22 protein-coding genes are annotated in these 21,144 nt (G+C 38.5%); 7 read left to right on the top strand and 15 right to left on the bottom strand.

Annotation, left to right across the window (positions count from 1 at the left end; translation table 11 throughout):
• The first annotated feature begins 52 nt into the window (after positions 1 to 52).
• Both EHS13_RS02265 and EHS13_RS02260 read left to right on the top strand, forming a co-directional pair.
• A complete protein-coding gene (locus tag EHS13_RS02265; RefSeq protein ID WP_155698808.1) occupies positions 53 to 967 on the top strand; it encodes an ABC transporter permease in 915 nt (304 codons plus the stop codon).
• Positions 967 to 1,761 carry an ABC transporter ATP-binding protein gene (locus tag EHS13_RS02260; RefSeq protein ID WP_155698807.1) on the top strand — a complete coding sequence of 265 codons (795 nt, stop codon included), beginning with the start codon at positions 967 to 969 and terminating at the stop codon, positions 1,759 to 1,761. Before EHS13_RS02265 ends, EHS13_RS02260 begins: the two co-directional genes overlap by 1 nt.
• Positions 1,762 to 1,869: 108 nt before the next feature.
• Here the strand turns inward: EHS13_RS02260 and EHS13_RS02255 are convergent, their stop codons facing one another.
• Positions 1,870 to 2,610: a Fic family protein gene (locus EHS13_RS02255; protein WP_155698806.1), complete on the bottom strand. Its 741-nt coding sequence runs from the start codon at positions 2,608 to 2,610 to the stop codon at positions 1,870 to 1,872.
• Positions 2,611 to 3,076: 466 nt separating this feature from the next.
• Here EHS13_RS02255 and EHS13_RS02250 point away from each other — a divergent pair, with 466 nt between their 5' ends.
• Together EHS13_RS02250 and EHS13_RS02245 are read left to right on the top strand one after the other, a co-directional pair.
• Positions 3,077 to 3,967, top strand: a complete 891-nt coding sequence (locus tag EHS13_RS02250) for an ATP-binding cassette domain-containing protein (protein WP_155698805.1) — start codon at positions 3,077 to 3,079, stop codon at positions 3,965 to 3,967.
• On the top strand, positions 3,964 to 4,752 hold the full coding sequence (locus EHS13_RS02245) for an ABC transporter permease (protein ID WP_155698804.1): 789 nt from the start codon (positions 3,964 to 3,966) through the stop codon (positions 4,750 to 4,752). The genes EHS13_RS02250 and EHS13_RS02245 overlap by 4 nt, the downstream gene beginning before the upstream one ends.
• A 147-nt stretch (positions 4,753 to 4,899) precedes the next feature.
• Here the strand turns inward: EHS13_RS02245 and EHS13_RS02240 are convergent, their stop codons facing one another.
• The 3 genes from EHS13_RS02240 to EHS13_RS37335 all read right to left on the bottom strand — a co-directional run bounded on the left by EHS13_RS02240 (position 4,900) and on the right by EHS13_RS37335 (position 7,891).
• Positions 4,900 to 6,240, bottom strand: coding sequence for a DUF5808 domain-containing protein (locus EHS13_RS02240; RefSeq protein WP_227013759.1), 1,341 nt, complete (start codon positions 6,238 to 6,240; stop codon positions 4,900 to 4,902).
• A gap of 73 nt (positions 6,241 to 6,313) precedes the next feature.
• Positions 6,314 to 6,694: a GntR family transcriptional regulator gene (locus tag EHS13_RS02235; protein ID WP_155698802.1), complete on the bottom strand. Its 381-nt coding sequence runs from the start codon at positions 6,692 to 6,694 to the stop codon at positions 6,314 to 6,316.
• 174 nt (positions 6,695 to 6,868) lie between these two features.
• Entirely contained in the window at positions 6,869 to 7,891 is a 1,023-nt protein-coding gene (locus EHS13_RS37335) for a GNAT family N-acetyltransferase (protein WP_155698801.1), read from the bottom strand.
• A 127-nt stretch (positions 7,892 to 8,018) separates the two neighbouring features.
• Between EHS13_RS37335 and EHS13_RS02225 the strand changes: the two genes are divergently transcribed.
• The gene (locus EHS13_RS02225) at positions 8,019 to 8,531 is read left to right on the top strand and encodes a hypothetical protein (protein WP_155698800.1); all 513 of its coding nucleotides are present in this window, start codon (positions 8,019 to 8,021) and stop codon (positions 8,529 to 8,531) included.
• 22 nt (positions 8,532 to 8,553) lie between these two features.
• Here EHS13_RS02225 and EHS13_RS02220 read toward each other — a convergent pair whose 3' ends face one another.
• From EHS13_RS02220 to EHS13_RS02195, 6 genes are all read right to left on the bottom strand, one after another.
• Positions 8,554 to 10,065 carry a leucine-rich repeat domain-containing protein gene (locus EHS13_RS02220; protein WP_155698799.1) on the bottom strand — a complete coding sequence of 504 codons (1,512 nt, stop codon included), beginning with the start codon at positions 10,063 to 10,065 and terminating at the stop codon, positions 8,554 to 8,556.
• 326 nt (positions 10,066 to 10,391) lie between these two features.
• The gene (locus tag EHS13_RS02215) at positions 10,392 to 10,694 is read right to left on the bottom strand and encodes a hypothetical protein (protein ID WP_155698798.1); all 303 of its coding nucleotides are present in this window, start codon (positions 10,692 to 10,694) and stop codon (positions 10,392 to 10,394) included.
• 72 nt (positions 10,695 to 10,766) lie between these two features.
• Positions 10,767 to 11,711, bottom strand: coding sequence for a Kiwa anti-phage protein KwaB-like domain-containing protein (locus EHS13_RS02210; protein ID WP_155698797.1), 945 nt, complete (start codon positions 11,709 to 11,711; stop codon positions 10,767 to 10,769).
• Positions 11,711 to 12,256 carry an anti-phage protein KwaA gene (kwaA, locus tag EHS13_RS02205; RefSeq protein ID WP_155698796.1) on the bottom strand — a complete coding sequence of 182 codons (546 nt, stop codon included), beginning with the start codon at positions 12,254 to 12,256 and terminating at the stop codon, positions 11,711 to 11,713. Before kwaA ends, EHS13_RS02210 begins: the two co-directional genes overlap by 1 nt.
• A 15-nt stretch (positions 12,257 to 12,271) precedes the next feature.
• Positions 12,272 to 13,012: a stalk domain-containing protein gene (locus EHS13_RS02200; RefSeq protein WP_155698795.1), complete on the bottom strand. Its 741-nt coding sequence runs from the start codon at positions 13,010 to 13,012 to the stop codon at positions 12,272 to 12,274.
• Positions 13,013 to 13,113: 101 nt separating this feature from the next.
• Entirely contained in the window at positions 13,114 to 13,962 is an 849-nt protein-coding gene (locus EHS13_RS02195) for an AraC family transcriptional regulator (RefSeq protein WP_162462923.1), read from the bottom strand.
• 128 nt (positions 13,963 to 14,090) lie between these two features.
• Here EHS13_RS02195 and EHS13_RS02190 point away from each other — a divergent pair, with 128 nt between their 5' ends.
• Positions 14,091 to 14,876, top strand: a complete 786-nt coding sequence (locus EHS13_RS02190) for a phytanoyl-CoA dioxygenase family protein (protein ID WP_162462922.1) — start codon at positions 14,091 to 14,093, stop codon at positions 14,874 to 14,876.
• Between the two features lie 189 nt (positions 14,877 to 15,065).
• Here the strand turns inward: EHS13_RS02190 and EHS13_RS37110 are convergent, their stop codons facing one another.
• Positions 15,066 to 15,200: a hypothetical protein gene (locus EHS13_RS37110; RefSeq protein ID WP_264373570.1), complete on the bottom strand. Its 135-nt coding sequence runs from the start codon at positions 15,198 to 15,200 to the stop codon at positions 15,066 to 15,068.
• Positions 15,191 to 15,448: a hypothetical protein gene (locus tag EHS13_RS02185; RefSeq protein WP_155698792.1), complete on the bottom strand. Its 258-nt coding sequence runs from the start codon at positions 15,446 to 15,448 to the stop codon at positions 15,191 to 15,193. Before EHS13_RS02185 ends, EHS13_RS37110 begins: the two co-directional genes overlap by 10 nt.
• Positions 15,449 to 16,043: 595 nt before the next feature.
• Here EHS13_RS02185 and EHS13_RS02180 point away from each other — a divergent pair.
• The gene (locus tag EHS13_RS02180) at positions 16,044 to 17,660 is read left to right on the top strand and encodes a hypothetical protein (protein WP_155698791.1); all 1,617 of its coding nucleotides are present in this window, start codon (positions 16,044 to 16,046) and stop codon (positions 17,658 to 17,660) included.
• Between the two features lie 122 nt (positions 17,661 to 17,782).
• On the opposite strand, the gene EHS13_RS02175 is transcribed toward EHS13_RS02180, so the two are convergent.
• The 3 genes from EHS13_RS02175 to EHS13_RS02165 all read right to left on the bottom strand — a co-directional run bounded on the left by EHS13_RS02175 (position 17,783) and on the right by EHS13_RS02165 (position 21,023).
• A complete protein-coding gene (locus tag EHS13_RS02175; RefSeq protein ID WP_155698790.1) occupies positions 17,783 to 18,760 on the bottom strand; it encodes a hypothetical protein in 978 nt (325 codons plus the stop codon).
• A gap of 26 nt (positions 18,761 to 18,786) precedes the next feature.
• Positions 18,787 to 19,398, bottom strand: coding sequence for a hypothetical protein (locus tag EHS13_RS02170; RefSeq protein ID WP_155698789.1), 612 nt, complete (start codon positions 19,396 to 19,398; stop codon positions 18,787 to 18,789).
• Positions 19,399 to 20,264: 866 nt separating this feature from the next.
• Positions 20,265 to 21,023 (bottom strand): TIR domain-containing protein, encoded by a 759-nt coding sequence (locus EHS13_RS02165; protein WP_155698788.1) that lies wholly within the window; start codon positions 21,021 to 21,023, stop codon positions 20,265 to 20,267.
• Positions 21,024 to 21,144 lie beyond the last annotated feature (121 nt).

The following is a 21,144-nucleotide window of genomic DNA, read 5'->3' as shown; positions in this document are numbered from 1 at the left end:
GGTGAACGTCGCTTTCGTTCTCCCCTTTTCTTGCTTTTTAGGAGGGTGAAAAATGTTTGGTTCGTTGTTGGGAGCGGTTGAACTTGGTCTATTGTATGCACTTATGGCACTTGGCGTTTACATCACGTTCCGTATCCTCGACTTTCCTGATTTAACTGTAGATGGCAGCTTTGTTACTGGCGGAGCCATTGCATCCATTATGATTTCGCATGGCCATAATCCTGTTCTGGCTTGTCTAGCTGCCTTTGCTGGTGGACTTGCAGCTGGAGCATGTACCGGGATTTTGCATACAAAAGGAAAAGTTAATGGACTTTTGTCCGGTATCTTGATTATGATCGCGTTGTACTCGATTAATTTGCGGATCATGGGCAGACCGAATATTTCCCTAATTGGAGATAATACTTTGTTCAGCTCCATATCACCGTTATGGCTCATGGCTATTGTTGTCGTTATAGTCAAATTGCTACTTGATCTCTTTTTGCACACGGACCTGGGACTTGCGCTTAGAGCTACAGGAGATAATGCCCGGATGATCCGCAGCCTTGGCGCTAATACGGACAATACCACAATTTTCGGGATTAGCTTAGCCAATGGTCTTGTAGCCCTTTCAGGGGCATTGATTGCCCAGCAAGCCGGCTATGCGGATATCAACATGGGTGTCGGGATGATCGTCACTGGTCTAGCCTCCGTTATTATCGGTGAAGCTATATTCGGAGCCCGCTCTGTCTTTTTTGCTACATTGGCTGCTGTCCTAGGCTCCATTGTGTACCGCATCGTTGTTGCACTTGCCCTGCGAGTGGAGTGGCTGAAAGCTTCTGATCTCAAGCTGATCACAGCCATCATTGTGATTGTGGCGTTAGTTCTACCTTCAGCACAGCGTGTATATAAGCAAAAAAACATGGCCAAAAAGCGCTCAGCTGAGCTCCTTTCCACGGCTACACTACAAAAAAATGGAGGCGATCGCTGATGCTGGCTCTCTCCAATGTTTCTAAACTGTTTAACCCGGGAACGCCTGACGAGAAGATTGCACTCATGGGCATCAATCTTAAGATGAATCCAGGTGACTTTGTGACAGTGATCGGCAGTAATGGAGCCGGCAAGTCCACCTTGATGAATATCATATCTGGTGTCATGACTCCGGATACGGGTGATCTTCGAATTGAGGGCAACGCCATTCAGCAGCTTCCAGAATATCGTCGAAGCCAATGGATCGGACGAGTCTTCCAAGATCCCATGGCCGGAACGGCACCTCGCATGACCATAGAGGAGAATCTCTCCATGGCATATGCACGCGGCAAAAAGCGCGGCTTCAGGTTTGGCGTTACCTCCGGCAAGCGCGCGATATTCCGTGAAGAACTGAAGCGCTTAGGCATCGGTCTAGAGAATCGGCTTCAAGCCAAGGTCGGGATGCTATCTGGAGGAGAAAGGCAAGCACTCAGCCTGTTGATGGCGACATTTACGAAGCCGCAAATCCTACTGTTGGATGAACATACCGCAGCCTTAGATCCAGCTAGAGCAGAATTAATCACCCGATTGACGATGGCAATAGTAAGTGAAATGAAGCTGACGACCCTTATGGTAACCCATAACATGGAGCAAGCCATCCGCCTAGGCAATCGTTTGATTATGATGGATCGGGGACGGATCATTCTGGACATTACCGAGCAGCGAAAAAAAGATCTAACTGTGGCCCAGCTGCTTGGAGAGTTCGAACAAATCAGCGGCAGCAAGCTGTCCGATGATCGGGTAGTTCTTGGCTGAAATTAGTAATCGAATTTCAAAATTAAGTAGAAAATAACAAACCCGACCTCATTGGTCGGGTTTGTTATTTCTATTTTAAATAATATTTCCTTTGATTTAAAATAAATATCATTTCACACTTTGTATATAACGCTCAAGACTTTCTCTTACATTATTAGAAATAAATAAAATAAAACCATCTATATTGTTCAGCGTACTCGCCTTTTCCAAGGTTTCATAATAGGCGATTCGAGAAGTACTCTCTGCTTTAACAATGGCAGGCGGAAAGCCACTTCTCATAAGTATTAGATTCATCAGAAGCCTGGCAGTCCGTCCATTTCTATCCGTAAACGGATGAATATACACATATTGAAAATGAAAGCGAGCGGCTAACTCCACAGGATGAAGTTCATCTTTCTCTTTCAAAAACCAAACCATTAGTTGCTCCATTTGTTCGGAAACTTGTCTAAAGTGAGGAGGAATATGCTTATAACCAGAAATTCCCACATTAGTTTTTCGATATTGTCCCGCATTTTCATCATCAATATTTTTTAAAACCAATTGGTGCAAGGATTTAATTATGTGCTCAGATAGCTCTATTCGACGGTCTACAAGATCCTTAACATAATAAATAGCTTCAGAGTGATTTATAACTTCAAAATGCTCTATTAGCTTTTTTCCACCTATTGTTAATCCTTCCTCTAAAACCAGCTTGGTCTCAAGTAATGATAACGTATTGCCTTCAATCGCGTTAGAGTTATAAGTCCATTCAACCTGATATACTTCCTCTAAATTCCTCAATGCTGCTAGTGGAAGGGGTCGATAACTATCCAATTCTTTCTTTAAAGAATCAACTGCATCAAACTCCATTGGCTTCTACCTCCAAACAATTTCTCTATTAAATACTACATTACAAGTTGTTACACCAGTAGATGATTAAACCTCCTAGACTTTTAGAAATCCCAGTATTACAGTTCATATTAGTATACAACATTTTTTGACAATTCTCATTCCTTGCAAAGACTCCTAGTCTATTCTCCAATCTACTTTTGTACTCTATAAAACATTTTGTTTTTATCACATTTTCTACATAAATTTAATAATACCTTTAAGAAATTCCACTTTCGACAAAGGCTCCTACTGCTCTACAAAATAAGACAATTCCTATAGTTGCAGATTCAACCAACAACACTCCTTCGACCACCCTGTCCATGGTCACTTCCCTAAATCAGCCTTCCAAACGATTCCAAAATCAGCCTGAAGAACGAGGTTAGATACTTACATACATAGTATCCTTTTTATATGATCTAGAATATAAAGGACGGGACGATGATCAATGAATACTTATGCGATTGAAGTAAGTAAGCTACGCAAAAGCTACGGTAAACAAACTGTACTGGACGGAATAAGTTTTACAGTTGCAAAAGGAACGATTTTCGCACTGCTTGGACCAAACGGCGCGGGCAAGACGACACTGATTCACATTCTGTCAACACTGACCGATCCGGACGATGGGTTCGCACGAGTTGAAGGGCACGACGTCGTCTCAGCCAGGAATGCAGTCCGCCAATCGATCAGTCTTACCGGTCAATTCGCGGCGGTTGATGAAGTACTGACTGGCCATGAGAACATCATGATGATGTGTCGGTTATCTGGCTTATCCCCCGGGGAATCCCGGTTACGAACCGCAGAGTTGCTGAGGTGGTTTGAACTCGACGCCTCCGCAGGTAAGCGTGTAAAAACTTACTCAGGCGGAATGCGTCGCAGGCTGGATCTGGCAGTTAGCCTAGTCGTTCATCGTCCTGTGCTGTTTCTCGACGAACCAACAACCGGCTTGGACACAGTCAGTCGACGCTCCCTCTGGGGAATTATTTTACGGCTTAAGCAACAAGGGATGACGATCTTTTTGACAACGCAATATTTGGAAGAAGCCGATCAGCTTGCTGATGAAATCGCGGTGCTGGATCACGGGAGAATTATTGCGATAGGAACGGCTGAAACGTTGAAAGCGCGTATCGGGGGTGAAGTAATCGAATTACGGAACCAAAGGGATGAAATAGTTCAATCCATTCCAACGAGCGGAAGTATTCACGATTTTCAGCAAATATTAAACGAGGTTGCCCCCATGTGCCCGCCAGATACACGGATCACGATTCGCAAGCCTAGCCTGGACGACGTCTTTATTACTTTAACCACGAAAGAACAAAAGGAGGCTGCTCTCGCATGAACAAACTTCAGCCGATTACCAAATCCGCTTCTTTCACGGTAACAAACGCCGTCTTCATCGGTCGCAGCATACGCCTTAGCTTACGAAATGTCGAGTCGCTTATCATGTCGATCATGCTGCCCATTATGTTAATGCTAATGTTTACTTATGTATTCGGAGGCGCGATTGATCCGAGTGGGGATTATGTAAATTATGTCGTGCCGGGCATCATTCTATTATGCGCTGGATTCGGTTCATCCAGCACCGGTGTCGATGTTGCGACGGATATGACAAACGGTATCATAAATCGATTCAGAACGATGCCGATCAGCAGCTTAAGCGTTGTCACTGGCCATGTCGTTGCCAGCCTCCTGCGGAATTTGCTTGCTACAGGCATCGTCATCTGCGTTGCATTGCTTGTCGGATTCCGCCCTACTGCTAACACGGGCGAATGGTTGGCGGCACTCGGCGTTATTGCCCTATTCATTCTCACCTTTACCTGGCTCTTCGCCGCAATCGGCCTCGTCACGGGCAGCCCTTCCGCTGCCAGCGGCTACGGATTCATCTTGCTGTTCCTTCCTTATCTATCCAGCGCATTCGTCCCGACAAGCTCAATGCCATCTTGGCTGCAAGGGGTTGCCAATAACCAACCGATCACACCAGTCATCGAGACGATTCGTGGGCTGTTGACCGGCACCTCTGTGACGGATTACGTCTGGTTGGCACTTGGGTGGTGTATGCTGATTCTGGCGATCTCCATAATTTGGTGCAATTTCGCTTTCCGCCTTAAAAGTAAGCGGCATTAATAATAGAATCGAGCACTAGGGCGGCTAGTCCTCAAGCTCTGCATTCCTATGAGTGTATGGTTTAGAAAAAATCCACAACCTCGTTTGGTTGTGGATTTGATCTATAGCAATGGTAGGATTACTTGAATTTGCAACCCTAGCCTCAGCTCAACTATTTTCTACTTGTTTTTGCAGCTGCTCATATAACTGTTTTGTTAGAAGCGGATCCTTCTCATTATAGAAAACATAGACATCCTCCAGCTTGATTTGGATATAGGGTGGATTATTTTTGACAATATACAGTCTTGATTTACCTATATCTTTTAAATGAAATTGCCCTCTTAAATTCTTTTCCGTAGCTTCACCACTTGACTTCCTCCCCGAAGGTACTTGTTGAACAAGCTTTAGTTCTTTAATTTCACTCCTATTAAAATCGAAGGAATACATGAGATAATCAATTTCGATTTGGTGATCGGGTGTGATGGTTAACACGGGTGATATTAGCTCCGATAGAATCAGCATGAGACAAGCTCCTATTATAGCTGCTGCAGTTAAACCTATGGTGCCCCACATGATTATTTTACCAGTCAAGGTACCCGTATTTATTGTTAATCCTATTCCAACTCGCTTGGGGACTAAAATAGTTCGATCCAGAGGATTATGATAGCTAAAACCATTTGCCCAGTATTCATCATCATCCGTGTAGATTGCTTTGCCGTCCTGTGCTAATACTTCTTGCTCGAGGGTATGGATCTTACCATATACATGCAATACCAGCCAGAGCGGAAATCCAGCAAATAATAGGGTAATCGCCACCCATACCCCGGTCATACTTCCATGTCCATTAACAAGGATTAAGCAAATCAACAAACAGTGAATATTCTCAATTATTGCCATACTCAGCCATAAATAAGAAACGGCTCGGCGATTTGCTTGATTTAAGCTTAAATTCACTTCACTATTTGTGCTGTATACTTTAGCCTTGCCTCTACGCAATTGGAGTGATAGGAGCAAAAAAATAACAGTGATTGCAAAACCGCCAGAGATAATACTCAATAACTGAATTTCTACACTTGTACTCCAGAGCACCAAACCAATCGTCATTGCAAATGGAATCGTGAACAGCCACAAAGATGCTGAACGTTGATTTTTCAAATAAGCGACACGCAGATCGCTCTGGATCACACGCTTTGTACCGACAAACCAATCATTATCTGATTTTAAAGCCAATGTATCACGAAATGCACGACGAAACGGAATAACACTGATAACAAAATAAACGCAGAACCATCCTAAAAAATAAATAACCTGATAGGCAGTCCAAAAGTGAAGTACAAAGAAAGGAACAAGAAATAAGGTCATCCATAAGCTAATCTTGTTATAATGCTTATTAAACCGAGCTCGAACCTCTAGTATATCCTTATCATCGATGGCATGAGCAGGCAAAGTAACGGCAAACAGCATACCATTCTTATACTTAGCTTGTGGTTTGTAAGTAACAAATAACAAGATGTAACAAAGGATGGCTGAACCTAATAAAATCGCAGTTATGATAGGAATCCGCTCATTTCAATGAGATTTGTTAGTGCTGATACGTCATTTTCGAAAATATCTGTGAGCAGATCGTTTGAAACCGTGATTGATCCATTCCGCGAATAGCCGCTTGCGCAATAATTAATTGAAGCTGCCCCTCTAATTCTGCGGAATGATTAGGACTTTCATCTATCGTAGGGCTCACCTTAGCTCCGTGTCGCCGATCAATCACAATATATCCTTGTTGTTTCAATAGCGAATAGGTTTTATTGACCGTCATCGTATTGATCCCTAAATCTTCTGCTAACTGACGAACTGTGGGCAGTTTTTCCTGGGGCGCTAGCCCCCCCGTAGCAATTCCGATGACAATCTGATTACGAAGCTGTTCATACAGTGGTGTTTCACCATCTAATTCTAATGAAATAATCATCTTATCTTTTCATTCCTTTCAATCGATATTATATGTATTATTCATAGTAATACAAATAATACTTAAAGTCCATATTTATCGGTAAAATATTACTGTTATTACAGCTTTACTCGGACGTAATAGAAAGTAAAAATCCACAACCTCTTGCGGTTGTGGATCTACGGCCGATTAATCTCATTTGACATGAGTTACACTCCTATTATTTTTTTCCAAATAAATCATTTTCGGATTTGAGCTCACTTCTTCTGTTTTAAAGACTTGATACCCCATTTTATTGTATAGATATATATTCCGCTCACTTTTAATGCCTGTAAACAATTCGTATCTCTGGCAATCTTCAAATATCCGTTCTATTTCCAGTATAAGCTTGGTGCCAAGCCCTTGATTTTGGATTGTTGGATGAACGATGAGCTTACCTATTTTACAAGTTCCTTCATCCTTATAAGCCCTCACTGAACCCACTATTCTACCCTCAAAAGTTGCCTTCAGTATGACTTGAAACGTACTCTCCTGCTGCAATTCTTCGATAGTTTGCGTTAATGGTTGAATAAAAGGATTTCTATAAATCTTAGCTTCACTTTGATAGGCTAAATATTGGAGTGCCAGAATTACAACCAAATCGGATTTTTCTGCTTGAGTGATTAATATCTTGGAGTTAGATTTCTGGGATTGAGCTTCCCACTCCTGTTTCAAAATAGCATGCAAATAAGAATCATGCCACTTTCCCTTGTGCCACATATGCTCGCGCAAATGCCCCTCATATTGCATACCGACTTTTTTCATAACATTGGCTGAGCCGATATTATCTGGGCGGCAAGTTGCAAATATTCGATGCAAACCCAGCTCTTTGAAGCCGTAATCAATTAACGCAAATGCAGCTTCTGAAGCATACCCCCTCCTCCAATAGAGGGGATTGAAGCAATAACCGATTTCACCTATCATGCCATCTTGATGAAGTCCACAGCCTCCGATAAGAATCCCAGACTCCTTAAGTATAACGGCACATTCGAAGTCTTTACGCGGCTCCTGCCTCTGCATTTCTATTGTGCTATTGATGAATCCCCTTGTCTCCTCAATGCTATTTGGTCCCCAGATCATATACTTCGCAACCTCTGAATCTGAAGCATAGGAATGAACCTCTGTCCAATCTTCAAGGACAAAATCTCTTATCAGTAGCCGTTCTGTAGTAATATTCATCTCTATCTCATCCCCTAATTTAAATTCATATAACTATGCAACAAAAAGTAAATTATCAATGTCTTACAAAGTAGGAGCAAGCAAATTAAAAGTAAACTTGCATTAGAATCAAGGAGGAGAAAATAAGATGAAAAGTTTCTTTGTAATTCTCTGCTTTGTTATATTGATCTCGGCATGCTCAAAGGAAGTTAGAGCACCTAAAGATAGTTATGAGGGTCACGGATCTTTGTGGGATGTACATGTGGAAAATTCATTCGTTGAAAAAAATGGAAGTCGTTTTTTCAACATTATTTACTCCTACAAGGGATCGAATGATGAATTACAGGAGATTACACATATTTCGTTTGCTCAAGGCACACAATTAAACTCACAAATAGTTAATGTTTTTAACAACTCCCATAAAGATAAACTTATCGCAGAAGGAAAATACCAAGAGGAGGAAATAACTCGCCTCGGTATTATCTTTGATGACTTAAAACATAAAAACGATAAAGATTTTAAAATTGAATTTAAGTCCAATGATAACGATAAAGACTTTGATGTTTTCAAAGTAATAGAAAGTGATCGAATAAATCTACAAATACACTGGGAAAATAATCAGGAAAAACATGAAGAAAGTATAGAAATAAAAGGTAAATAAATTCGTTGGAGTTCCAACTCTATCAATTTGTTTTAATATATACACTTGAGCTAAATTCATCCCACCTTACTTCTGTACCTAAAGCTTCACTTACAAAACGCACTGGAACATAAGTTTTCTCATTTATTAATTGAGGTTCCACATCCAGTCTTTTTAATTTGCCATTTATTTTAGCGTCTTTCGAGCCCACTTTTAAAACGACTATCCTTTCGCCTTTTGTTGCCGTAATTTCAGAAGTATTGGGATTCCATTCAACTTTTGCACCAAGCGTTTCAAACAACTCTCTTAACGCGATCAATATTCTTCCATCCACGACTTGGGGCTCAAGCTCAAGCTGTTTCTCTTTTCCATCTATCCAGAGGTATATGCATTCTGTCGAGCAGTTTGCATATTGAAAATGACCGAACATAACAACTGTTCCATTTACATTTAGCTTTTCTCTGGTTTGCTGAAAAGAGTCATCTAGCGGGTTTAACGTCAAATTGATCTCTAATAAAGTAGTTACATCCTTCAATGCGCTAATATTACTGATCTGATTATTTGAAAGCCAAGCAAAACGCAATGACTTGATATTAACGATTGGATCTACGTTTGAAATCTTATTAGCAGTCAAATCTATAGAATCTACATTTGTTGATATTAACGGTGATATGTCCGATATTTCATTGTCATTTAGGTACAATCCCATTCTGCTAGGCAGGTTTTTTAAAGGTTCGAGACTCTGAATATGGTTATGCCCCATCCAGATACGCGAAACTTGCTTTAAATTAGCAAGCGGTCCTAAATCACTGATTTCATTATGGGCCATCTCTATATTTGCTAATTCGCTCATACTTTCCAAAGCTGAAATATCAACGATTTTATTAGAATTTAATTTAATGATTTGTAAATTTAAACCTTTCAACGGGTTAAGATCACTAATTAGATTACTATCTGCCATGAAAATATTCAGAGCTTTCATATTCCTCATCGCACCGATATCTGCAATCAAATTCTCACTGATATTTAAAAAGTACATTTGATTTAAAGCTGCCAAGCTGCTAATGTCACTAATTTGGTTATGATTGATACTCAGAGATCCGAGCTTAGGTGAATTCTTAAGAACACTGATATCAGTCAGTTGATTATGGTCAATGGACAAATCAAGCAAACTAGGAAGAGCTCCCAGTGGACGAATATCTTTTATTTGATTTGTACCTAAGTTAATATTTGTTAGTTTAGGTAGATTAGCAATCGGCGAAACATCCGAAATATTGTTATCAGCCAAATATAAACTGAATAAATTAGATGCATTTTCAAGGCCTTTAAGGCTTTTCACTTTATTGCCTTTACGAGTAATATATATGGTTTTCAGCTTTCCTAAATCTGCTTTAGTCAGTTCCCCGCTATATTTTTGAAGAACATCTCTTACTGCTGATTCCAGAACAGGATCCTCTATCAACTTATTAGCCGCGAAAACCTTTTTACCTTCATACAAGTTAAATATTAGAGACAATAATGCCACCGCAACCAAAATTTTTCTTAAAATCTTCATCTGCTATTATTGCCTCCTAATGTTTTTGCCGAATTAATGTTTAGACTGGTCAAACTTATTCACAATTGGCCAACACATCCGCTATGTTGTTACACTCGAATCATTCTTGTATTAGATAAAGTACTCCGTCTTCCTTATAGTAACTCAGACCTACGCAACTGAATCTCATGCGTTTCTTAGCTTCTTCGATTTCTATTTTCCCTAAGTTAATCCCAAGAAAATCTATCTTTGAGTTAATATCAATTTCATATCTTTCCGGATACTTGATTGAATTTCTTGCCTTCCATTTAATAAATAAATCTTCATCCTTTCTATAAAATCGCACTTCATTTTCGTCTAAATTGATGCTCGGATACATAAAGGCAGCATAGACGCTCTCCCGGTAGAATGATATTATTACTCAAACTAGAACCGTCCTCTATGTTTATAGCTCTATTCACGATTTCTTCAATCGAATCAATTTCCCACTCAAACCTTTCTAGATAAATCCTAGGCGCATTGCTGTGTCCACTAATTTCGAATATTCCACAATCAATATTTATGTACCATTCAATAATTCCGTCCGTTTTCATAACACCCGATAAAGTAGCATCTGTTATTTCTATAGGTTTTGAATTTATTAAGTTCATTGTTTTACTCCCTTCCTATAATCCCATTGATTTCACCTAAACTTTACAGCCCCTTTTAGAAGCAACATACCTTTATGTCCTTCTCTTGGATGAAATCTCATATCGATTTGCCGTTATTTCGGATCGCAAATAATCGTCGTTCAATGCTTTTAGAAATAAGAAAGCATTTTTCGCTGTAAGGGTGAATTCCTGGGTAGCTTGATTAATTTGAATATCCAGATTATAAAGCTGAATGGTTGTACAAATTTGATCGAAGCCCATTTGCGGGATAAGGCCGTTATTTAGAATAGCAGCCAGCTTCCTTTTCTTTCTACCATCCGTGCCAACGAAGGTGCTTAGATCAACCATATTAACGTAATTATGAGTGGCAGCAATTTGCTGCAAGGCGTTTTGAGATGCGGTCTCATACAACTCCTCATAGCCAAATATTCGCTCGAAATTCATCGGTTGCAAGACAACGATTTCATTATTAAAAGAGAAAGCATCGACATCGTTAGGTATTTGAAATATATTCTCTTCCACATGAGTAAATCGTCCACCATTATAAGCAATCGCATTAAAAATACCAGGACGTAATATTTTCCCAGAGCTATATTTGCGATAGTAAATAATATGTTCATCATCAAAGGTTACTTTTACTGCGTATGCCCACATTTTTTTTATAGTATCATCATCTACATATTCAAATATCTCCGTAGTCGCATCATTGATAATCGGTTGGTTAATGAGCGGGGCATGGGTGACATTTTCCAGTGGAATATATTGCGGCGATTCGTTCGAATCCATATTTATATCATACGGTTCGATATTTACTTGATGGCGTATAAGTTCATCAAGCGAAAGCTTGAACATATCAAAGAAAGCTGTTGAAAGAGCTGGGGAATGCACTGTTTTATAAACGGTAAAAGGTATCGATGCGGTTCTTTTTTCCTTTAAAATAAAATATAAATGCGCCCGTTTAATGGTCGCTTGTTCCAGTCGTTGTTTTAGTTGCTCAAGTTCACCCAATGTCGTCATTATATTTTCACCCCTAAAAATATCTTATTATCGATATTATATATTTCCGTGGTGTCGCCTCTACGAAGATCAGATTTTGTAATTAGGATGATAGACTGGTTTATTTCAAGTATTCTATAACCAAACACTATCAAAACAGGATTAATAAAAAAACTGTTGGTATGCGTATAAATAATAGTTAGGACAATGAGCAATAGAGTGAATACTAATATATCGTTAATTTTATCCGTTTTAAATGCAAGAAGCGGGATCACATAGGTAGCCATATAGTTAAGCACATCGCTGCTTTTTGTGTTAATTTCATTTATCGTACAGTTCGATGGCGTATTCCCCTTACTCTTGCCTAGGATAAGAAATAAAACAATGTTAGGTATAACCACCAAGCCCAGAAAAATCCAAGCTATAATGGGCTCTATTAAAAATAAGGACTTATTTACAGTTGAAGTTTTATGGAATATAGCAAAGTTAAAATTTTGAACAAACAAAATTAAAAACATCGGAGATACTGAGCTCAGAAATAAAATGGCTTTAACCCCGGTCCTCATTCAATCACCTCATTTTCATTTAATGTCATTCTGCAATCCCCTTGGATTAGGTACTATTCCTGCTCCTACATAGCCATCAGTTAAATTAATTGAACACGATCCCAGGTCAATGCCATTCTTCTTATAGTAGAAATCAATACGAATTGTGTACTGAGGATTGATGCTTTGAATTTCTCTTGTAAAGGAAATCATATAAGCCTTCTTCGTATATTCTGGTAAGCTATCCCAATACTTAAAAAAGCTATTCTCACCCAATGCACCCTCATAGTATGCAGTTGTAAAAATAAAATTGCTCTTTGTTAATTCTCTCTCGCCTGATTTAAAAATCGATTTGAAATAAGAATAGTCACCTGTTATTTTGTTGATTTCTTCATCTTCTGTAACTTTTATCACATTTGGAGTTGGTGTTGGAATTGGTGTCATCTCAGGCATTGGTGCTGGCGTGAAAATTGGACTCGGACTCAGCGTAGGTGGAGTTGGTGTTGCAAAAACCGTTGAAAGTCCAACCTCAACCTGCTTCAAATCCTTATTCCACTCCACTTTTACGTTAAGTACATCACTGATAGATTTCAAGGGAAGATATGTAGTGCCTTGGTAATTTAGCGCAGGTAAACTGTCACTCTTGAATTCTTGTCCGTTTACCATAATGGGATAACCTATCTGGGTCAGAACATATTCTTTAATATCTTTTGCAAACACGTTAGTTGATGCCGTTAACGCACACCCTAGAATAAATGCTATGACTACCTTCTTCAATCTGAGCACACCCTTAAGTAATTTAGTTTTGTGATTGCAAGAAATATATAAAGAATGTATTAAACTTAAAGTAATATAAATAATTCGCCATGATTATCCAATTACCTTCCATGTATAAGAGCAACACCCTTTCTCCTATAATTACTCGGTGTAATTCCAACAGTCTTCTTGAAAACGGATTGGAAATGCGTCACACTCTCACACCCCACCTTGGCGGAAATATGCCCTACCGTATCGCTGGTTGTTTGTAAAAAATGCTTCGCCGCTTCTATTCGGTAATTGGATAAGTATTTCATCGGACTGATCCCATAACAAGCTTTGAAGGTGCGGGATAAATGGAACGTGCTTAGGTAGCATTTTTCAGAAATCAATTGTAAGGTAAGTTTTTCTGCATAGCGTTCTTCTATGTAATGCTTGGCTGTTTCCGCTGCCTGTGCGCTATGATTAGTAACTCCAACAGACTCATGTGTGCTATCTCTTAAAAGCAGCATGAGAATTGCTGCGAGCAAATGATTAGCGGCAGCATGAGCAGCAGTTTCCAGACTGTATTTAAGCTCATTCATTGTAATAAACAGCTGCTCCAGGGTTGCGAATTTCTCTATGGACAAAGTATATACACAGGGCTCATTCGCAGTTACCAGCATGCCTGGCTCCAAACCTGGAACCTGAATTCCAGCGCAATTGAAATATAACATCTTAACTGGTCTGGAAGGCAGCAAATTCTCCTCATGCCACACACCTTGGTTATAAATGACTACAGATTGCGGAGCAATTGCGTAGTTAACCCCCTTGATCTCAATGCTCCCTTCTCCATCCACCATAAGCAGTATCTCAGTTGAGTCCGGATGGTGATGCATTTGAAGCACGTATCCAATGCCCTTCTCAACATCCTTAATACCACAACCCCCAAGGACAGGAAATCTACCATCCATAAACAGATTTTTTATCAAGTCCTCACTCCTCATAAATTAGCAAGAAAACGTAATATTATAGCAAGTTTCTTCACTGGAAAATAACTTCTTTTATTATACAATACAAGTAAATAAAGAAGTAATTTGATATCAGGAGGATGTTCATCATGAACAATATTCAAGAAGATATTTTATCCATACAAGAGGCATTGGCAGCATTAGGCGTATTTGAAGATACACTTTCTACAGTTGAGAAGAGAGCTTTAGACGAACAAGGGTATATAGTCTTGCCGAATGCAATTGAGGAAAAATGGTTCATTCGTTTGAGGGAGAGCTACGAAGAGCTCATGCACAAGGAAGGGCAAAATGCTGGCAAGGAGGTGCATCAAGAAAAGGGTACACGAAGATTGGCCGATCTGATTAACAAAGGTGAGGTTTTCGATGGCATCTATACACATCCGCAGGTTTTGGCTGCAGTAAACCATATAATCGGCAGAGAATTCAAGGTATCCGCGACTAACGGGCGGGATGCTATACCGGGTGAAGGCCATCAGGCACTTCATCAGGATTGGGGGCAGTCCCGTACCAAGAACGAGCCTTTCCATGTAGCTATTTCACTGTGGATGCTCGATGATTTCACCACAGAGAACGGCGCTACACGTGTAGTTCCGGGATCGCACTTGTGGGAGGGCTCGGTTAAAGACCACGTCGACCCCCTTGCAACCCATCCGCAGGAAGTGTTGCTGACAGGTAAAGCGGGCTCCATCGCAGTGATGAACAGTCACTTATGGCATGGAGGAACCAGCAATCGGACTCAAGGCAACCGTCGTGCGCTCCATCCTTACTATACCGCTCGAGAATTTCCACAGCAGCAAAATATGCAGGAGTATATTCGCAAATCTACCTTTGATCGCATATCCCCGGCAGCACGTTATTTGCTCGATGTTAAATAGCATGTTCAGTAGAAAAAGGGGGATTCTCTATGATAGAGCATGGGGCTGTTGAGAAACTATTGACGTAACAAGAAATATATCCAAGTGTTACTAAATCAAACCATTTTGTAAATACAATTTCCGAGCCGTCAAGACCATGTTTGACTGCAGTTTGGTCTGATCCTTCTGGTCTCACGCCAATCGCTGTTACTACATCCGCATAAAAATAGTTCCAGCTGAACCAGTATCCAATAAAATATTATTCAAATGCATCTTACGGCCTGCAAATGTAATGTCAATATCTACAATGGGTAGTCCATAAATCAATCTCAACTCTACCGCCATCTTTTGAAACCAGCCCACTTCTCTTTAATTTTCAAATCAGATCGTGAAGTGTGAAGGAAATAAATCTCTTTCGCTGGTTGTTTTCGATGAATCTCTTTATATCTGTGCATTGCCTCAATAGAATCGTCGTATCGATCAATAATTGTTAAAGATTCCACACAGTGTAATCCATCTTCGGAATGTGCTTCTGTAGCCTCAAACACAACCCACTCATCAGGGAATTTCTCTTGTACTTCAGCCCATCGCATTTCCGTTCACCTCCATATATTTACATTCTCATTATATCATAAAAATAAATCTATCAGCATGCATGCAAAAGCCAGACCGCGTGAGGTCTGGCTTAGCGGTATATTCCAATCCCGTGCTCCTTTGCTAACGTTGAGTTCGCGCGGCACTGAACCCCCTGAGTTCGACTCCCCGCCTACGTCTCGACATGCAAAAACCCGACCTCATGCGGTCGGGTTTTTCATGGTGGAGACGAGGGGAGTCGAACTCTTGTCATGTACTTTTTAACATGTATTAATTCGAGTTTATTGATGTGGTCAACCCTTATTTCATAAGGGTTGCGAGGATAGTTGATGTTAATTGCTCTTTGTTAAATTTACCTCTTATTATTCCGTTCGGCTACAAGTTGGCTACTCTGAAAATGCTAATTCCATTGGTCACTTTATTCTTCTGCGTTAATTTATGTCCAAATACATTTCTAATACCTACTTCTCAAGAGACTCGAATCCCTCTAATTGTATGTATAAATAATCCAATCTTCTCTCGAAATTAAATTATAAATATAAATCGAAATAATCGCAAACACTACCTTTAATTAGAAAGGTAGTGTTTGTGATTGTGCCAAATAAAAAAACCATGGAATTAATGTGGGATGTAGATAAGAATTTCCAAACATCTGGAAAGAACTTTAATGATGTTAATTGTAAAGATACATTCGATGCTCATTGGGTGTGTTTTTTTGAAAACAGAGGTTGCTCTTTTGTTAAGTCTCCAAAACAAGTTTATCAAGCAATTTATCATGGGTCTCCGATATGTAATTTCTGCAATGAAATTCCCTTTGAGAAAAGCATAGCCTTTTCATCACCTGAAAACGTGAATTACTACTGGGACTACAATAAAAATGAATTGCATAATATTTTTCCTGAATACTTAAAGTCTCAATCTAACGTTAGAATTTTCGTTAGATGTGAAAAACACAAATGGGAAGCTCAGCGAAGTTGTGCTGATTTAAATTATCATATTCCATGTCCGTACTGCAGTAAAAGAATGGCATCGCCTGAGTATAATTTAAAAGTTTGCTTCCCTGATATAGCAAATGAGTTGCATCCCAAACATAATAGTGTATTAATACTTCCGTTTTCAACATGTATAGTTGAATGGTGGTGCAAATATTGTAGAGGCTATTATGAGAAGGCAGTTGGGCTTCGAACTTCTCAGGGCCATGGTTGCCCTTTGCATAAATCCGCACATCAGAGTTCAAAAACAGAAGGCATAATTCTTCTTGTTTTAAACAAGTTATTAGGAGGCTTTTCAAAAATAAAATTTAAGACTGTTAGATGGTCTAATGGGAGACGCATAGAGATAGATATATTTAATAGTAAATTAAAGGTAGCCCTTGAATACGATGGGTACCCACATAAAAGAAATTCAATAATGATAAGTGATCAAAAAAAGAATGAAATATTACATTCCTTTGACGAAATATCAGTGCTTATAAGAATAAGGGAGGAAGGGTTGCCACCTTTAAAATATAATAATAATCAATTTGAAATAATTTGTGCTAAGCACGATCAGACCTATCTTTTTTTAATACCTGCCATTCAAAGAGTTTTGCAATTGATTAAGGATCTAAACCTAATTTCAGTTCAAGTATATTCAGACATATATCTGATATCAATTTTAGAAGAAATATTTCCTCAAGTATATAGTAATGCCGTATTTGTATTGGAGAAAAACAGTTTTACAGTCTCTGCCCCTGGACTTTTGGGACATTTGGATGACAATAATCTAAATCCATCTTTGGTTTCCAGAGGCTCAAACCACATTTTCAATGTTTCTTGTCCAAATTGCAAATATAAATTTCCTGAGAATCAAAGCAGTGCCAAGAACTTAATTAGGTCAAAAGGTAGATGTCCGAAATGCATGTTTTACGTTGAAGATATTCAAGATAAAGAAAGTCTTCCAAAACGAAAGTATTCAAAAATATCTTATAAAAAAAGCCTTGAAGCAAATGAACCTGAAATCAGTAAATTTTATTCAAGTAAGAATACCAGACTGCCAAATCAAATTTCACATAAAGGCAGCACTTTCCTTTATATTTGGAATTGTCCCTACTGTTTAAAAGATTACGAATCTAATAATCGGAATCAGGTAAACAATGGTTGTAAGTGCATACATTGCTATAAAAAGGCTATTGATTTTGAGGATACGCAAATAAATCTTACTAATAGATGAAACGCAGAGTAAACCGAGGATTTATTAATGTGTACATTATTGATGAGTTGAAAAACCGTAATAAAAAATCGCTATTTAATTTAGCTTTCATACCATTTACCCTGGCGAGTCACTTTCTGTAATTACATCGATCCAACAAATAATTTCTGATTACGAAACAGAGTTTTTTCCAAATTGAGATTCACGATATCCCAATTATGACAATCCTCAAAAACATTAACATTAGTATTTCGAAGTAGTTCGTGGTCTATTAAAAACTTACCAATCCTTTCAACGTCTCCAATCTGACTTCTTGCAAATATTTTTTTGGATAACAATTGTAACCGTTCTTCACTTGCCACATAAATTGTAAATTTCAGTTTATATGCTGAGGAAAGCATTCCTGTTGTAATTAAATAATGAGCTGTATTAGCGATTTTCTTTGCTACTCCCCCAGGAGTTAGACGATTTGTAACATCAATAATTGCTACGTGTAAAATTTTACTTTTTGATGTTGCATAATCAAAATAGATCCATCCATCATGCATGCTATTCAAATCAAATTCCTTATCTGGTTGTACCTCTACATGATCTTTAGTACGCATCCGTAATTCAATACATTTAAGCCTCTTCACCTCCTTATCTACAATGTGTTGATTCATTACCTTAGACTCGGCAAGCTCACTCAGAGCAACGTAAACTTGTCCGCGAAGTAGAAATAAAGACGATCTTCGGTAATATATCTGAGTAGCCCTTTCCCAGGTTATGATTTTATTCATGTGAAGTAGAAATATCTCTCCTATATAAGCAGAAAACATTCTTTTTTCTTGAGTAATATTAATTGAACGAATTTCCTCTCGACTTTTTCCTGTCAGGTATGTGATAGCAAATTTGCGAAGCTTAATATAAACAACCCCGAATGTCTTTCTCCTCTCAATTAATCCCCCTTGTTCTAATAGTTTCAAAAGATGCCATGTTGTTTGCTCACTCCACGCCCAAAATTGGGTTGCCAGTCGTTCGATATGTGATTTGTACATAACCCCCTTTCCAAATAAGAAAACAAGCTCTAATATCCCTTTATATTCGTCACAAAGACTTTTTTTTGTTGCAGATGTTACCAATTAACAATTCCCCTTTCTTTGTTAAATTAAATTTTTATTTCATGAAACTTGGCATTCATTATTTGAGTAAAATTTTCTTTTGCTTGAATTTCTTCATTCCCATACGAACTTGTTGTAACTTCCACTGCTACAATACTTTCACCATTGCTATAGCCTCCATCTGGGAGACTGAGTAAATTTCTTTTATATAATGAGATCAATTCATCCGCACGTTGATCCTTTCCTTGAAAACGAAGATCCGATATCTTTGCTTCAAATCGATCTCGCCAATCACGTTCAGTCAGCCAAGAGAGCTGTTGTTCTGAACTCATTTCAAAATACTTTTTAGCAAGTGCATTGTCATGTCTAACACTTTGACTTGCGTAAAAGTTGCTCAAATTTAAATGATTCTTACATAATTCTTGTCCTTTCTTTGACAAGCGGTATACATACTCCGCTTCTTTTGTTTTATTGTTATCTACGACGCACTTCTCGATATATTGATCACGAATAAAATTCTCTATTCTACGATCACTTAGACCAAGCTTATCCTGCAAGTGGCTTTTTTGTAAGAAACCACAATTTCTAAATGCTCTAAGCATTGCCTGATCCTTGCTTGTTAATTTATTAATGTAATTACTTTTGCGTCCACGTGCCATTTCTGCATGAACCTCCTTTATTGGTTACTGATTTCCTTGTGTTGTTCATTTTAAATAAGCAAAGGCTTATTTGAAATGTTCCAAAAGTGAGAATACAGCAGAAAACGTCGCAGAGCCGACCCGTTTTCTACTATATTTGAACTGTTGGAAATTGCTTTGCTTTAATACGACAAAATCTTAGTTTAGGACGGTGGGCGGAGCGATAAGCCGAAACGACGAAAGAGAAATGAGCAACTTGTTGCGATCGCCAAAGGCGACATTTCACTGCACGGAGTAGGCGTTCTACTGTGACTTAGCCAGCAGCTTTTGGCTGGGTAAGGACGCGGTAGATATTGCGGAGCCCACCGTTCCCACTTCATCGTTCCCACTACCGATATCAAGCGTAATAATTATAAGCAACCCTATTACAATTGAATAACCATGATTTGTTATAGTTGATATGATACGAAATTATTCACTACTAAGTGAGTTTCGAGTAGACTGCACCATGAGATGATACGGATATATTAGATTTTTGCGACTAATAGCATTTTAAATCTTGTTAACTATAGTGAATTCCACTGAACGAACATCCCTTTAAATGCAAATAAAAGAGCCACGAAAATGAGGGGAAAGGAACCTCATTCTCGCGGCACTTCAGCAATTTAATTTGTTTTTATATTGGTTTTTATATTGGTTTTTATTCGAATTTGATTTGATCACAATTATTCTGAAATCTACTCCTATTTTTGAAACTTTTAATGTCTTATGGACTTATCGGCCGTAATAAAGCAGGCAAGTTCAGTAACATATTGTCATATTAGGAATTTGTGTTTTTTTGTAAAAATACACTGTCTGTAAAGCAATATTTCTATATAAATATTTTTCTATTGCTTCGCAAATATATGAGTTAAGGTTTTGTACAACTCAATTTTCAGTTCATTAAAGTCATTATATATAATTATACGTTTTGATTTTAAATCAAAAGGAAGCTCGTTTAATGATTTTGATAATAAGATAGTCGGTTTTCCTAACGCATGGGCTAACCCTAACTCATAAAATACATTAGGATTTCTACCATTAAGATTAACTATTACCACCCTTGCACGAAAAATCGATTTTAATACGTGTGGGAGAATATCTGTTTGAATGAACGTCTCATCTCCTCTTTCACAACGCAAAGAGGCATTATTACATACATCCCGAATAGTCTCATAAGTATCCCTTTCGTCTGAATGAAACGGCGTTAGTACAAACACAAAGTCTTTTTCAACAGTTAAATCACTCTTTGAAATACCCGCATCTTTAAAAAAATCGGAAAGGTTTGATAACGTGAATTCATTTTCTGTACGTACATTAGTTTGCTTGTTGAACTCATAATCTTGTGACTCAAGCAGTAAATGATTAACATGTTTCCACCGTGATTCATCACTAAGCATCTTTCCAGTCAACTCGTTAATTTTTCGCTCAAAATATTCTCTCATTTTCTCCATTTCCATGTGCTTTTCTAATTCATCATATTTATATTTGCTTCTTTCACGGACATTTTTTACAGCATAAAATGCTATTATCACTACAACCATTATTAAAACAATTATTAAAACAATACTTATTAATATGGTTTGTGAAACTATCGCATTATCCATTTGAGTTCACCCCTGACAACATTAATTGTATTGAAATAATTATAGTAGGTATAGCAAATACGTAAGAAATAATGTTGAACAACACGATTGATTTCCACATTCTGCTATTCACAGTTCCAAA

Origin of the sequence: Paenibacillus psychroresistens (assembly GCF_009728935.1) — a bacterium.
GTDB lineage: Bacteria > Bacillota > Bacilli > Paenibacillales > NBRC-103111 > Paenibacillus_AC > Paenibacillus_AC psychroresistens.
Note: the sequence above shows the minus strand (reverse complement) of the source record. Positions and strands in the feature narration are given on the sequence as shown.